The sequence below is a fragment of the Bradyrhizobium genomosp. III genome, assembly GCF_000261705.1.
GTDB lineage: Bacteria > Pseudomonadota > Alphaproteobacteria > Rhizobiales > Xanthobacteraceae > Bradyrhizobium > Bradyrhizobium ottawaense.
In genome coordinates this window covers 1-14,214 of the sequence record NZ_AJQF01000211.1, presented here as the reverse complement: position 1 = coordinate 14,214, position 14,214 = coordinate 1, and the positions used below count along the sequence as shown (strand labels likewise).

Below are 14,214 nucleotides of genomic sequence, written 5' to 3'. Positions count from 1 at the left end.
CGCTGCCGCCATTGTCGTCCTCGGCGGCGCCAACGCCGTCGGGCTTGAGCTCGGCGGGGCGGTCGTTGATGAAGAGCTGGCCTTGCCGCATCTGGATGCGATCGCCCGGCAATCCCACGACGCGCTTGACCCAGGCCTGCGAGCGATCGCCGGGCCAGCGGAACACGACGACGTCACCCTGCTTCGGCGTCTCCGCGAAGACGCGGCCGCTCTCGGGCAGGCTGATCTGGATCGGCAGCGACGAGGTGCCGTAGCCGTAGGGGAATTTCGAGGCGAGCAGCGCATCGCCGATCAGCAGCGTCGGTTCCATCGAGCCTGACGGCACGTAGAACGGCTCGGCAAGCGCGCCCTTGGCGATGAAGACGGCGGCGACGATGCCGGCGAGTTGAACGATCTGCCCGCCCCAGCCGCTGCTCTTCCGCTTGGGGGTGACGGTGACCTTTTCTTCCACGCTCATGCGCCCGTTCCACCCACGGTGATGCGCTCCATCAGCAGCGACGGCTGGCCGACGCCGACAGGCACGCCCTGTCCATTCTTGCCGCAGGTGCCGATGCCGGTATCGAGCGCAAGGTCGTTGCCGATCATGCGGATGCGATGCAAATCGGTCGGCCCGTTGCCGATCAGCATGGCGCCCTTCAGCGGCGCGCCCAGCTTGCCGTTCTCGATCTTGTAGGCCTCGGTGCACTGGAAAACGTACTTGCCTGAGGTGATGTCCACCTGGCCGCCGCCGAAATTCGCAGCGAAGACGCCGTTCTTCACCGATGCGAGGATCTCGGCCGGATCGCGGTCGCCCGCGAGCATGTAGGTGTTGGTCATGCGCGGCATCGGCACGTGGGCATAGCCCTGGCGACGGCCGTTGCCGGTCGGCTTCATGTTCATCAGCCGCGCGTTCTGGCGGTCCTGCATGTAGCCGACCAGGACGCCGTCCTCGATCAGCACGGTGCGATTGGTCGGCGTGCCCTCGTCGTCGATCGACAGCGAGCCGCGGCGCGAGGCCATGGTGCCGTCGTCGACCACGGTGACGCCCTTGGCCGCGACCTGCTGGCCCATCAGGCCGGCAAATGCCGACGTCTTCTTGCGGTTGAAGTCGCCTTCGAGGCCGTGGCCGACCGCTTCATGCAGCATCACGCCGGGCCAGCCGGCCCCGAGCACGACGTCCATCTCGCCGGCGGGGGCGGGGATCGATTCCAGATTGACCAAGGCCTCGCGCAACGCGCCGTCGGCGGCATCGCGCCAGTTCTTGCTCTCGATGAATTCAGCATAGCCGGCGCGGCCGCCATAACCCTTGCTGCCGCTCTCCTGGCGGTCGCCCTGGCCGGCGACCACGGAAATGTTCACGCGCACCAGCGGGCGGATGTCGCGATAGCTCTCGCCGTCGGGCCGCAGGATCTCGACGACCTGCCAGGTCGCACCCAGGCTGACGCTGACCTGCCGCACGCGCGGATCCTTGTCGCGCAGATAAGCGTCGATCTCGGCGAGCAGTTTTACTTTTGTCTCGAAGCCCGGGGCATCCAGCGGGTTGTCATCGCCGTAAAGGCGCACATTGGTGTGCGCGGGCGGCGCGGCGAAGCTGCCGGAATAGCCGCCGCGTACGGCTGCGACTGCATCGGCGGCGCGAATCAGCGCCGGCAGCGAGACGTCGGAGGAGTGGGCGTAGCCCACGGCATCATCCTTGACCGCGCGTAAGCCAAAACCTTGCGAGGTGTCGTAGGTCGCCTGCTTCAGCCGCCCATTGTCGAACATCAGCGCTTCGGTCTGGCTGTACTCCAGGAACAGCTCACCGTCGTCGGCACCGGAAAGCCCGCGTGCGACCTCGTGGCGAACCTGGTCGCGATCGAGATTGGCGCGGTCGAGCAGGGAGGTCGTGGCAGGGTTTGTCATGCGTCCGTCCATTATCGGAAGATGTGGGGCAAGATAATGGTTTCGGACCGGTTCCGCGAGGGGGCGGGGCGTCACATTACGGAAACGATAGGATTGCCGACGGTGTTGTCGAAAATGTTGGCCGCGAGCATCAATCCATCACCGTCACCCCCGCGCAACGGCGAAGCCGTTGTCGCTGGAGGCGGTCGCTTCTTCAGCGGCCCTCGAAGGATGAACGGGATTAAGAACGTGCGATCGGATTGCCGCCCCTACGGCAGCTTGTCATAGCCTTCACCGAGCCCGTTCAGGCTGAGCGGGAAGCCGATGCCTTCTTCCGGGGTCTCGAAGATGATGAAGGTGGCGGTCTTGGCGGTGCGGAGCTGGCCGAGCAGCTTGTCGTCCATGACGACCTCGGCGACGCAGCCATTGGGCAGGCAGCGGACGAATCCGGCGCGGCCGACGTCCTGGTTGTCGAGCTTCAACCCGAGACCGGAGGGCAGCAGGACCCCGAGCGGCGCGACCACGCGCATCAGGCGGCTCTTCTGGTCGGCGGTCTTCAGCACGATGACGGTCAGGCCGGCATTGGAGCGGTCTTCGGCGACCACGCTCTGGATCAGGGCGCATTGCTCGGTTTGGGCGCCAGGCGGCGTGTCGCAGCGAATCTGCCAGTCGCCATGCACGGAGCGCACCGCGCCCTGCGCATGGGCGAGGCCGGGGAGTGCCAGAACGACGAGCGCAGCCAGCAGGCTGGCCAGCGCCGGGAGGCGGGTCATCTGCCTTCTCGCCAGCCTTGCCATCGATTTCGAAAGCCCCATCGGGTCGGTCCCTCTGCTCGCCTGGGTCGCTCGCGCTTGGCGGACTAATCTGGCGGACTGATACGGGAATGACGGCGTCTTGAAGGCGATTCCCAAGCAAATTCCACGCCGCCCCGCGCCGCCGCCGCCCGCACGAATCAGGTTCCTGCGCGGCCATCTGTCAGTGCCTACCGCGGGCAATTCCGCTGTCAAGCGGCAGCATCCCGGCAAACGGTATTTTTGTCTGATCTTACTAGGAAATATCTTGCGGGTGATCGCTGGCAGACGGGGCTCAAGACTGCATTGCGATAGATCAAAAATTATGGTTTGAGAGGCTTGATTTCGGCGTTCTAGCGATCTGGCCCCAATTCCTCTTAGAGGTATTCTTGCGCGGCGGTTTGTCAGGCGGGCGGATCGAATAAGCGTTTCCCGCAAGCAGGGGGGAGCGCACTTGGGGTGATTTCGTAAGGGGAGCGCGAACGGCATGAGGATGTCGATGGGCCCGGTGGGCCGGCACTTGCTGGGATTGGCCGTGGCGGGTCTGACGCTGGCGACGGGCGGTGCGGCATTTGCCGAGCTCGGGCAGCCGAAGCCCTGGGAATGGACGCTTCAGGAGTCCGGCTCCCCGGTGATGGACAACATCATCTGGTTCCACAACTTCCTGTTCGTGCTGATCACGCTGATCACGCTGTTCGTCCTGGCGCTGCTCGTGGTCGTGGTCATCAAGTTCAACGCGCGGGCCAATCCGGTGCCGTCGCGGACCACCCACAACACGCTGATCGAGGTGGCTTGGACGCTGGTTCCGGTGCTGATCCTGGTCGGCATCTCGGTGCCGTCGTTCCGGCTTCTGTTCCTCGAGCTCGATGTGCCGAAGGCGGATATCACCATCAAGGCGACCGGCAAGCAGTGGTACTGGTCCTATGCCTATCCCGATAACGGCAAGTTCGAGTTCGATTCGCTGATGGCGCAGGACAAGCAGCCCCGCCTGCTCGGCGTCGACAACGAGATGGTGGTGCCCGTCAACAAGGTGATTCGTGTCCAGGTCACCGGCGCCGACGTCATCCACGCCTTCGCGCTGCCGGCTTTCGGCGTCAAGATCGACGCCATTCCGGGCCGGCTGAACGAGACCTGGTTCAAGGCGACCAAGACCGGCATGTTCTACGGCCAGTGCTCGGAGCTCTGCGGCAAGGACCACGCCTTCATGCCGATCGCGATTCGCGTCGTGAATGACCAGGAGTTCGCCTCCTGGGTCGAGACGGCAAAGAAGAAATTTGCGAGCGGCGGCACCAGCACCTACGCCTCCGCGGCCGGCCCGACGCAGTAGGCGTCGGGTGACGGCTTGAGGGACTGAAAGCGACATAAGGGCGGGACCTCCAGAGGTCCGATTGGGACGCAAGGCAGGATTTGAAAATGGCAACGAGCGCAGCGGCACACGGCGATCACGCCCACGGACATGACGAGCATGCCCATCCGACCGGATGGCGCCGCTACGTCTATTCGACCAACCACAAGGACATCGGCACGATGTACCTGATCTTCGCGGTCATCGCCGGCGTCATCGGCGCCGCGATGTCGATCGCGATCCGTGCCGAGCTGATGTATCCGGGCGTGCAGATCTTCCACGAGACGCACACCTATAACGTGTTCGTGACCTCTCACGGCCTGATCATGATCTTCTTCATGGTCATGCCCGCGATGATCGGCGGCTTCGGCAACTGGTTCGTGCCGCTGATGATCGGCGCGCCCGACATGGCGTTCCCGCGCATGAACAACATCTCGTTCTGGCTGCTGCCGGCCTCCTTCGCCCTGCTGCTGATGTCGACCTTCGTCGAGGGCGAGCCGGGTGCCAACGGCGTCGGCGCCGGCTGGACCATGTACGTGCCGCTGTCGAGCTCGGGCCATCCGGGCCCGGCCGTCGACTTCGCGATCCTGTCGCTGCATCTGGCGGGCGCCTCGTCGATCCTCGGCGCCATCAACTTCATCACCACGATCTTCAACATGCGCGCGCCGGGCATGACCCTGCACAAGATGCCGCTGTTCGTGTGGTCGATCCTGGTGACGGTGTTCCTGCTGCTGCTGTCGCTGCCGGTGCTTGCCGGTGCGATCACCATGCTGCTGACCGACCGCAATTTCCACACGACCTTCTTCGCGCCTGACGGCGGCGGTGACCCCGTGCTGTTCCAGCATCTGTTCTGGTTCTTCGGTCACCCCGAGGTGTACATTCTGATCCTGCCCGGCTTCGGCATGGTCAGCCAGATCATCTCCACCTTCTCGCGCAAGCCAGTGTTCGGCTATCTCGGCATGGCCTACGCCATGGTCGCGATCGGCGGCATCGGCTTCGTGGTGTGGGCGCACCACATGTACACGGTCGGCATGTCGTCGGCGACGCAGGCCTATTTCGTCGCTGCGACGATGGTGATCGCGGTTCCGACCGGCGTGAAGATCTTCTCGTGGATCGCCACGATGTGGGGCGGCTCGATCGAATTCCGGGCCCCGATGATCTGGGCCGTGGGCTTCATCTTCCTGTTCACGGTCGGCGGCGTCACCGGCGTCGTGCTGGCGAACGCCGGCGTCGACCGCGTGCTGCAGGAGACCTACTACGTCGTCGCACACTTCCACTACGTGCTGTCGCTCGGTGCGGTGTTCGCGATCTTCGCCGGCTGGTACTACTGGTTCCCGAAGATGTCGGGCTACATGTACAACGAGACGCTCGCGAAGGCGCACTTCTGGGTCACCTTCATCGGCGTCAATCTGGTGTTCTTCCCGCAGCACTTCCTCGGCCTGTCGGGCATGCCGCGCCGTTACGTCGACTATCCCGACGCGTTCGCGGGCTGGAACCTGGTCTCGTCGGTCGGCTCCTACATCTCCGGCTTCGGCGTGCTGATCTTCCTCTACTGCGTGCTCGACGCCTTCATGAAGAAGGTGCCGGCGGGCGACAATCCGTGGGGTGCAGGTGCGACCACGCTGGAGTGGACCTTGCCCTCGCCGCCGCCCTTCCATCAGTTCGAAGTGCTGCCGCGCGTGCAGTGATCGATCTCCCGCGGCGCCCGTGACGGGCGCCGCGGCTCTATAACGAAGCGAGTTGAATTAAGTGTCCGTCCTCGACCACAACGCCATCGACATCAATCCCCGCATCTCCGAAGCGGAGGTCGGCGACTACATCGCGCTCTTGAAGCCGCGGGTGATGTCGCTGGTGATCTTCACCGCGCTGGTCGGGATGGCGATGGCGCCCGGGCATTTCCACTGGGTGCTGGCGATCACCTCGCTGCTCTGCATCGCCGTCGGCGCGGGCGCCTCGGGCGCGCTCAACATGGCGCTGGAAGGCGATATCGACTCCAAGATGTCGCGCACGGCGAACCGGCCGATTCCGCGCGGCCGCATCACCCGCCCTGAAGCCATGGCGTTCGGCCTGACGCTGTCCTTCTTCTCGGTGATGACGCTCGGCATCCTCGTCAACTGGATCGCGGGCGCGCTGCTCGCCTTCACCATCTTCTTCTACGTCGTGATCTACACCATGTGGCTGAAGCGCTGGACCGCGCAGAACATTGTGATCGGCGGTGCCGCCGGTGCGCTGCCGCCGGTGGTGGCCTGGGCCGCGGTCACAGGCACGGTCGACGTCGAGCCGCTGCTGCTGTTCGCCATCATCTTCTTCTGGACCCCGCCGCACTTCTGGGCGCTGGCGCTGTTCCGCTCCGACGATTACGCGCGCGCCGGCATTCCGATGCTGCCCAACGTCGCCGGTCCCGACGCGACGCGGCTCCAGATCCTGCTCTACACCATCGTGCTGATCGCGGTCGCCGCCGCGCCCTGGGCGCTCGGCTATTTCGACGCCGTTTACGGCATCGTCTCGCTGATCCTCGGCGCCGGCATGCTGGTGCTCGCGATCAACGTCTATCTGCGCCGCGAGCGAGCTGCGTCGCTGCGTGCGACCCGCAAGCTATTCGCCTTTTCGATCCTCTATCTGTTCGTGCTGTTCGCGACCCTGCTGGCCGAGGTCGTGTTCCGGGCACTTGCTCCGCTGGTAGGGGGCGCATGATCGCAGGGATGGTCGACAAACCCGAGCCAGATGGAATCGTCCTCACCGAGGCGCAGAAGAAGAGCCGTCGTCAGCGATCGATTGCGATCGCGCTCGCGCTCGGCGTGCTCGTGGTGCTGTTCTTCGCCGTCACCATGGTCAAGGGGCCGGCAGTCCTCGTGCGGCCGATGTAGGAAACATGGATCACGAGCCGACCATATCGCAGGATGTCAGCGCCAAGCCGGCCAAGCGTGAGCCGACCAAGGGCCGCGGGCTGGGCCGCGATGTGGTGGTTGCTTCCATCTGCGGCGGCGTAGTCGCGCTGATGGTCGGTGCCTCCTACGCGGCGGTGCCGTTCTACAACTGGTTCTGCCGCGCCACCGGCTTCAACGGCACGACCCAGGTTGCGACCTCCGCGCCGGCCACCGGCCCGATCGCGCGGAAAATCTCGGTGCGCTTCGATTCAAACATCGCGCCCGGCCTGCCCTGGAAGTTCGAGCCGGAGCAGAGCGAGATCGAGGTCAATATCGGCCAGGTCGTGACCGTCTTCTACACCGTGACCAACCAGGCCGCGCGCACCACTGCCGCGCAGGCCGCCTACAATGTCGCGCCGCTGACGGTCGGCTCCTACTTCCAGAAGATCAACTGCTTCTGCTTCACCGAGCAGACCATGGCGCCCGGCGAGAAGCGCGAGATGCCGGTCGTGTTCTACGTCGATCCGTCGATCGCCGACGATCACGAGAACGACGGGCTGAACACGATCACGCTGTCCTACACCTTCTATCCGGTGAAGGATCCCGTGGTGAAGCCGCTGGCATCGGGCGAAGCAGACAAGCGCAAGGGAAATCTCTGACCGCCGGGGCTCGCGCTCGGAAGGTCGGAAACAAGGGGATAAGTGCCTGACAGGCACGGGATTGAGGAGAGAGACCGAAATGGCTACGGCGCACACCAAGCATCACGACTATCACCTGGTCGACCCCTCGCCATGGCCGGCCGTCGGTTCGCTCTCGGCCTTCATCATGGCGGTCGGCGCGATCACCTGGATGCATCACATGTTCTCGGCCGCGCCGATCGTGTTCGGCGTCGGCACCGTGGGCGTGCTCTACACTATGGCGAGCTGGTGGGGCGACGTGATCAAGGAAGCCCAGTACAAGGGCGACCACACCCGCGTCGTGCAGCTGCATCACCGCTATGGCATGATCCTGTTCATCGCCTCCGAGGTGATGTTCTTCGTCGCCTGGTTCTGGGCCTATTTCAACGCCGCGCTGTTTCCGGCCGACGCCGTTCACGCCACCCGCGATGCCGTATTCGGCTGCGGCCTCGGCACCCAGGCCGGCGCCTGCGCCGTCCCCGGCACCTGGCCGCCGAAGGGCATCGAGACCTTCGATCCCTGGCATCTGCCGCTCCTCAACACGCTGATCCTGCTCACGTCGGGCACCACCGTGACCTGGGCGCACCATGCGCTGCTGGAGAACGACCGCCAGGGCCTGAAATACGGCCTGATCCTGACCGTCGTGCTGGGTGCGCTCTTCACCTGCGTGCAGGCCTACGAGTACAGCCATGCGGCGTTCTCGTTCGGCGGCAACGTCTATGGCGCGACCTTCTTCATGGCGACTGGCTTCCACGGCTTCCACGTGCTGGTCGGCACCATCTTCCTGCTGGTGTGCCTGTTCCGCGCTTACGCCGGCCACTTCACGCCGAAGCAGCATCTCGGCTTCGAGTTCGCCGCCTGGTACTGGCACTTCGTCGACGTGGTCTGGCTGTTCCTGTTCCTCTGCATCTACGTCTGGGGACACGGCGCCGAGACCATGGCCCACGGCGCGCACTGAGCCGCGACAACGAGATCAGAAAGGGCGGCCGCCGGGCCGCCCTTTCGCTTTTGGGCCGCCGGAAGCTCCCGCGAAAATTGTGATAGAGTCTGCCATCATGAACGACACCGCCGGCAAGCCCGAGCCTGAAACCACCGTCCTGCAAAGCGCGCTGCGCGGGCTTGCCTGCCGATGCCCGCGCTGCGGCCAGGGCAAGCTCTATGCGGGCTTCCTCAACCTCGCACCCGCCTGCGACCGCTGCGGTCTCGACTACGCCTTCATCGATACCGGCGACGGGCCGGCGATCTTCATCATCATGCTGGCCGGTGGGATCGTGGTAGCAGCTGCGCTCATCGTCGAGGTCAAATACCAGCCGCCTTACTGGCTGCATGCGGCGCTGTGGTTGCCGCTGATCCTGGCCACCACGCTGCTGCCGCTGCGCGCGATGAAGTCGCTGCTGATCGCGCTGCAATTCCACCACAAGGCGGCGCCGGGCCGGTTGGTCGACCGCGCGAAATGAACCAGCCTGCGCGCAAGCCCCGCGTGGCCGGCTTCGCGCTGTTCACGCTGTTCCTGACGGCCGTCTTCGTCGCGCTCGGTGTCTGGCAATTGCAGCGCCGGACCGCCAAGCACGCGCTGGTCGCGGCGCTCACCGAGCGCCTTGCAGAGGCGCCCGTCGCGCTGCCGCCATCTTCGCAATGGGCTGCACTCAATCCCGCGCGTGACGAATTCCGCCGCGTCAGCTTCACCGCGACCTACGCAGCCCTGCCGGATGCGATGGTCTATTCCTCGGGCTCGGCGGTGCGCAAGGACGCCTCCGGCCCCGGCACCTGGGCGTTCCTGCCGGCGCGACTTCCCAGCGGCGAGACGGTCGTGATCGATGCGGGCTTCGTCGAGAACACCATGCAGGACCGCAGCGTCGAGGATCGCGCGGTGAAGAAGCTCGTTACCGGGCAGCCGGTCGCGCTCACCGGTTATCTGCGCTTTCCCGAGCCGTCCGGCTGGCTGACGCCGGCGGAGAACCGCGACAAGCGGCTCTGGTTCGTGCGCGATCATCCGGCCATCGCAAGCGCGCTCGGCTGGGGCGCGGTTGCGCCGTTCTATGTCGACCTCGAGCAACCGGTGCCCGAGAACGGCATCCCGCGCCCGGGGCCGCTCGACGTGCATTTGAAGGACGACCACCTGCAATACGCCGTCACCTGGTTCATGCTGGCAGGCGCCGTGCTGATCGCCTTCGCCGTGTGGGCAAGAGGCCGGCGGCAGAGCTGGGCTCGACCGTAGATACCCCGTGGGAACCCGGTATCGCCCGGGGTTTATTATTCAGCGCACATTCACGAGTGTGGTTCTAAGCCGCCGGTGAGTTTCCGCGGCAGACAGGATTGCGGCGTGAGCGATTTCGACCAGATGGGAATTGTCGTCGATTGGGTGGACGCCTGCCGGAAGGGCGACCTCACGTCGTTGCTCGACCTCTATGCGGACGACGCCCAGGTCGAATGCACGTGCAACGGTGCGCAGCGCTATCGCGGCCGCAGCGAGCTCGAGGCCTATTGGCAGCCGCGACTCAGTGCCTTCTCCTTGGCCGGCTTCGGGCTGGAGGAGATCCATCCCGCGCCCCATGGCGTCGATCTCGAATATTCCGTCGCCGGCGCGCTACGGATTCACGCCTCGTTTCGCTTCAGCCCCGAAGGCAAGATCCGCAGCACGCTGTGCGAGCCGGCGCAACAGAACGCGCATCATGGCTGCGCCTGTTAGGGCATGATCCCGAAGGGCCGCGTGGGCGTAAAGTGTGCGGCGGTTTTCCGACAAGGTCAGCTCAACCAATTGGCTGGACCGGCGCCTCGCGTGCCGGCTCGGCCGGAAGGCGGCAGCGTACATGGGTTCGCCCATCCACGCGCAACAGTGACAGCGATCCGCTGAGCGCGCGCACGCGCTCATGCATGCCGGTCAGGCCGCGGCCGAAAACGTTGCCGTCGGGAAAGCCGCCGCCGTCGTCGGAGATCTCGACGACGAGCGCCTTATCGGTGACGGCTGCCTGGACATGGGCGTTGCTGGCCTTGGAGTGGCGCAGCACGTTGGTCAGCGCCTCCTGGATCACGCGATAGACGGTCTGGGCCAGCGGCCCGGCGATGCCGTCGAGACCCGGATCGATCGTGTCCGTCAGGACGATGTGCGGCGCCTGCTTGCGAAAGTTCTGGAGCAGCGTCTGCACGCTGGTCGAAAGGCCAAGCTCCTGAATGTAGAGCGGCCGCAACCGATCGAGGATACGGCGGTTGGTCTGCTGGAGCGCCTCGACCGATTGCAGCACATCCTGGGCCGACTTGCCGAGATTTCCCGCCTGCGGCGAGGCGTCGACCAGCGCGATCGTGCCGGCGCGGATGCTGAACAGCAGCGGTCCGAGCTCGTCGTGCAATTCGCGGGCGAGATCGCGCCGCTCGTCGTCCTGGAGCGACACCAGGCGGTGCATCAGATCGCGATTGTCCTGGCTCAATTGCGCCAGCGTCGCGGCCAGCGCGTTTGCTTCCGCACAGCTCTGCCGGATCTCCGGCGGCCCTCCGATCGGGATCGGCTTTGCGTAGTCGCCGCGCCGCATCCGTGTGAGGCCTTCACCGAGATGCTGCAGGGGACGCAGTGCCGATCCCGCGAAGACGTAAGCGATGATTCCGGTGAGCACGGTCAGCATGGCGACGAGGCCGGTCAGCGCCAGGAAGCCGATCCACTTCTCGAACAGGTCGGCCGACAGGTCCGGCAGGAACACGATATCGCCGACACGCTTGCCATCGATCAGCACCGGGGTCGCAGCGTCCATGTCCGGTACCATGAGCAGGTTGACAAACCACTGCGGAACCCCTTGCAGGTTGTGCCGGCGGTCCTTTCTCGGCTCCGCGGCAGGGCCTTCCGCGGAACGGAACTGGATGTCCGAGGAGGTGGTCAAGGATTGGACAAAGGCGTCGAGCGTCTTCCGCGGGTCGTCCGACGCGCGCAGAGTGTTGTTGAGTGCGGTCGCGATCGTCCGGGTCGAACGTCGAGCGGGCTCGTTTTCGTCGGCGAGCTGGCCGGCCGCGAAGATCTGGAGCAGAACGCCGCCCAGGATCAGCGTTGCGAGAAAGCTCGCGCCAAGTGGAAGAAACAGTTGCGTTCTGAACGAGAGCCGTTGCCACATTAGGTCAATTCTAACGCGCATCGGCGGGATTTACTCTTTCCATTTGTTCCCGCCGGTCTATGAGTCGAACAACAAGAGAGTGCGCGATGCAAGATACCGCCAAGCCGGCGACCAGGGTCCTGATTGTCGATGACCACCCCGTGGTGCTGTCCGGTTGCCGCACCCTGTTCGCTTCGGACCATTCGATCCGTATCGACGAGGCGACCGACGCCAAATCCGGCCATCGCGCCTATGTCAGCAAGCGGCCCGACGTGACCGTGATCGACATCAGCCTGCCCGATGTCTCCGGCTTCGAGCTGATGCGACGCATCCGCAAGGACGACCCCGACGCCAAGATCATCATGTTCAGCATGAACGACGATCCCGCCTTCGTGGTGCGGGCGGTCGAGCTTGGGGCGCAGGGCTATGTCTCCAAGGGCGATGATCCCAGGATCCTGCTGAAAGCGGTGCGCAAGGTGGTCGCGGGCGACAACTACATCTCACCGCAACTCGCGGAAGCCGTGACGTTTTCCGGCGCGGCGATCAAGGCCAACCCGGCCTCGCAGATGACGCCGCGGGAGCTCGAAATTCTCCGCCTGCTCGGACGCGGCGACAAGATCGTGGAAGTCGCCGAGGCGCTCGGCATCTCCTACAAGACCGTCGCCAACACCACGTCCCTGCTCAAGCAGAAGCTGGGAGCCAAGAACCATTCCGACCTGATCAGGATCGCGGTTGAAATCGGGCTGAATTGACGGCCCGGGGCACTGGCGGCCCGGGCACTGACGGCCCGGGCACTGGCGGCCCGGCACCGACGGCACCGAACCGGCTGCTCCAGGATGCAGCCGGTTCGGCGAGACGGATTGGTGTCGGCGTGCAGCCGGGCAATGCATGGACACCGCCGACACCCATCCGCGGACACAATGGGTCGAGGTGGCATTCGTTCCGGACCCCCGCAATTGTCGGGATAAAACGGCAATCCTTGGCGCCGGTTCGCTGGAACGCGCTCGCCAAAGCTTGGCCAATGTCGGGAAAAATAGGAACATCTTCCCGCGCTCGTCGTTTTCGCCCTTGACGATTTCGTGGCTGACGGCGGAAGGTTGCCGGACAAGTTTCAGCGGGGGCGGCGACCCCAGAGACAAACCGGTCTGCACATATCAACGACAGACCTTCCAAGAGAGGGCTGCGGCACCGCCGCAGCCCTTTTTGCTGGGCAGGGGTGAAGGCGGGAAGCGGTTTCCTGATGCCGCAAAACACTTTATGGTGGCCCAAAGCCTCTGGCTGTTAACAAGTAATTTCGTAAAATCAAAGGCTTAACGAGCGGGCGCAGGCCCGGTCGGCCTTTGGAGGGCAGTTTGACTCGTTATATCTCGACCCGGGGCGAGGCCCCCGAACTCGGCTTCTGCGACGTGATGCTGACCGGGCTTGCGCGCGACGGCGGCCTGTATGTGCCGACGATCTGGCCGCAGCTCTCTGCCGAGACCATCGCCGGCTTCTTCGGCCGCCCCTATTGGGAGGTCGCGGTCGACGTGATCCGTCCCTTCGCCGGCGGCGAGATTTCGGACGCCGAGCTTGGCCGCATGGCGAACGAGGCCTACGCGACCTTCCGCCATCCGGCGGTGGTGCCGCTGCGCCAGATGTCGCCGCACCAGTTCGTGCTGGAGCTGTTCCACGGTCCGACGCTCGCCTTCAAGGACGTGGCGATGCAGCTGATCTCGCGGCTGATGGACCACGTGCTCGCCAAACGCGGCCAGCGCACGACCATCGTGGTCGCCACCTCAGGCGACACCGGCGGCGCTGCGGTCGAAGCCTTCGCCGGCCTCGAGAACGTGGATCTCATCGTGCTGTTCCCGCACGGCCGCATCTCCGAGGTGCAGCGGCGGATGATGACGTCGACGGGCGCGGCCAATGTCCATGCCCTCGCCATCGAGGGCAATTTCGACGACTGCCAGGCGCTGGTGAAGGGGATGTTCAACAACCATCGCTTCCGCGATGCGACCTCGCTCTCCGGCGTCAATTCCATCAACTGGGCGCGCATCGTCGCCCAGGTCGTCTACTATTTCACCTCCGCCGTTGCGGTCGGCGCGCCGGCGCGCGCGGTGGATTTCGTCGTGCCGACCGGCAATTTCGGCGACATCTTCGCCGGCTACGTCGCCAAGCGGATGGGCCTGCCGGTGCGGACCCTGCGCATCGCCGCCAATGTCAACGACATCCTGGCGCGCACGCTGAAGACCGGGATCTACGAGGTGCGCGAGGTGCACGCGACGGCGTCGCCGTCGATGGACATCCAGATCTCGTCCAATTTCGAACGGCTGCTGTTCGAAGCCGGCCGGCGCGATGCCGCCGGCGTGCGCCGTCTGATGGATTCGCTGAAGCAGTCAGGACGTTTCGTGCTGCCAGATGCGACGCTGGCCGCGATCCGCGAGGAGTTCGACGCAGGGCGCGCCGACGAGACCGAGACCGCGGCTGCGATCCGCGCCGGCTGGCGCGAGGCAGGCGAGCTGGTCGATCCCCATACGGCGGTGGCGCTCGCCGTCGCCGACCGCGACACCACCGACACTGGGGTGCCGAGCATCGTGCTCTCCACCGCCCATCCGGCCA

The 14,214-nt window shown here is 65.1% G+C and carries 16 protein-coding genes; 12 read left to right on the top strand and 4 right to left on the bottom strand.

Translation table 11 applies throughout. The features are described from left to right. The 3 genes from lepB to IC66_RS0118440 all read right to left on the bottom strand — a co-directional run. Positions 1-457: signal peptidase I (lepB, locus tag IC66_RS0118450; protein WP_038948602.1), on the bottom strand; the 457-nt coding region annotated here is incomplete at its 3' end. Beyond that, positions 454-1,881, bottom strand: coding sequence for a metalloprotease TldD (gene tldD / locus IC66_RS0118445; RefSeq protein ID WP_026201654.1), 1,428 nt, complete (start codon positions 1,879-1,881; stop codon positions 454-456). The genes lepB and tldD, both read right to left, overlap by 4 nt. Before the next feature lie 248 nt (positions 1,882-2,129). Beyond that, positions 2,130-2,675 carry an invasion associated locus B family protein gene (locus IC66_RS0118440; RefSeq protein ID WP_028139834.1) on the bottom strand — a complete coding sequence of 182 codons (546 nt, stop codon included), beginning with the start codon at positions 2,673-2,675 and terminating at the stop codon, positions 2,130-2,132. Positions 2,676-3,138: 463 nt separating this feature from the next. On the opposite strand from IC66_RS0118440, the gene coxB reads away from it, so the two are divergent. The 9 genes from coxB (at position 3,139) to IC66_RS0118395 (ending at position 10,229) form a co-directional block, all read left to right on the top strand. Next, a complete protein-coding gene (gene coxB, locus IC66_RS0118435; protein ID WP_028139835.1) occupies positions 3,139-3,978 on the top strand; it encodes a cytochrome c oxidase subunit II in 840 nt (279 codons plus the stop codon). An 86-nt stretch (positions 3,979-4,064) separates the two neighbouring features. Further along, on the top strand, positions 4,065-5,684 hold the full coding sequence (gene ctaD, locus IC66_RS0118430) for a cytochrome c oxidase subunit I (protein ID WP_028139836.1): 1,620 nt from the start codon (positions 4,065-4,067) through the stop codon (positions 5,682-5,684). Between the two features lie 61 nt (positions 5,685-5,745). Beyond that, a complete protein-coding gene (locus tag IC66_RS0118425) occupies positions 5,746-6,690 on the top strand; it encodes a heme o synthase (RefSeq protein WP_038948601.1) in 945 nt (314 codons plus the stop codon). Continuing rightward, the gene (locus IC66_RS0118420) at positions 6,687-6,863 is read left to right on the top strand and encodes a hypothetical protein (RefSeq protein WP_018316353.1); all 177 of its coding nucleotides are present in this window, start codon (positions 6,687-6,689) and stop codon (positions 6,861-6,863) included. The genes IC66_RS0118425 and IC66_RS0118420 overlap by 4 nt, the downstream gene beginning before the upstream one ends. Positions 6,864-6,868: 5 nt before the next feature. Then, positions 6,869-7,522 carry a cytochrome c oxidase assembly protein gene (locus tag IC66_RS0118415; protein ID WP_038948600.1) on the top strand — a complete coding sequence of 218 codons (654 nt, stop codon included), beginning with the start codon at positions 6,869-6,871 and terminating at the stop codon, positions 7,520-7,522. A 79-nt stretch (positions 7,523-7,601) separates the two neighbouring features. Further along, positions 7,602-8,498, top strand: coding sequence for a cytochrome c oxidase subunit 3 (locus IC66_RS0118410; RefSeq protein ID WP_028139839.1), 897 nt, complete (start codon positions 7,602-7,604; stop codon positions 8,496-8,498). Between the two features lie 97 nt (positions 8,499-8,595). Then, positions 8,596-8,997, top strand: a complete 402-nt coding sequence (locus IC66_RS0118405) for a DUF983 domain-containing protein (RefSeq protein WP_038948599.1) — start codon at positions 8,596-8,598, stop codon at positions 8,995-8,997. Further along, positions 8,994-9,758, top strand: coding sequence for an SURF1 family protein (locus IC66_RS0118400; protein WP_028139841.1), 765 nt, complete (start codon positions 8,994-8,996; stop codon positions 9,756-9,758). The genes IC66_RS0118405 and IC66_RS0118400 overlap by 4 nt, the downstream gene beginning before the upstream one ends. 105 nt (positions 9,759-9,863) lie before the next feature. Beyond that, positions 9,864-10,229 carry a nuclear transport factor 2 family protein gene (locus IC66_RS0118395; RefSeq protein ID WP_028139842.1) on the top strand — a complete coding sequence of 122 codons (366 nt, stop codon included), beginning with the start codon at positions 9,864-9,866 and terminating at the stop codon, positions 10,227-10,229. Positions 10,230-10,290: 61 nt separating this feature from the next. On the opposite strand, the gene IC66_RS0118390 is transcribed toward IC66_RS0118395, so the two are convergent. Then, a complete protein-coding gene (locus tag IC66_RS0118390) occupies positions 10,291-11,637 on the bottom strand; it encodes a histidine kinase (protein WP_049806560.1) in 1,347 nt (448 codons plus the stop codon). Positions 11,638-11,723: 86 nt separating this feature from the next. Here IC66_RS0118390 and IC66_RS0118385 point away from each other — a divergent pair, with 86 nt between their 5' ends. The 3 genes from IC66_RS0118385 to thrC form a co-directional block, all read left to right on the top strand. Further along, entirely contained in the window at positions 11,724-12,368 is a 645-nt protein-coding gene (locus IC66_RS0118385) for a response regulator transcription factor (RefSeq protein ID WP_028139844.1), read from the top strand. A 136-nt stretch (positions 12,369-12,504) separates the two neighbouring features. After that, positions 12,505-12,930 carry a hypothetical protein gene (locus tag IC66_RS46300; RefSeq protein ID WP_157158065.1) on the top strand — a complete coding sequence of 142 codons (426 nt, stop codon included), beginning with the start codon at positions 12,505-12,507 and terminating at the stop codon, positions 12,928-12,930. 38 nt (positions 12,931-12,968) lie between these two features. Further along, the coding region (thrC, locus tag IC66_RS0118380; protein WP_038948596.1) for a threonine synthase at positions 12,969-14,214 on the top strand (1,246 nt) is incomplete at its 3' end.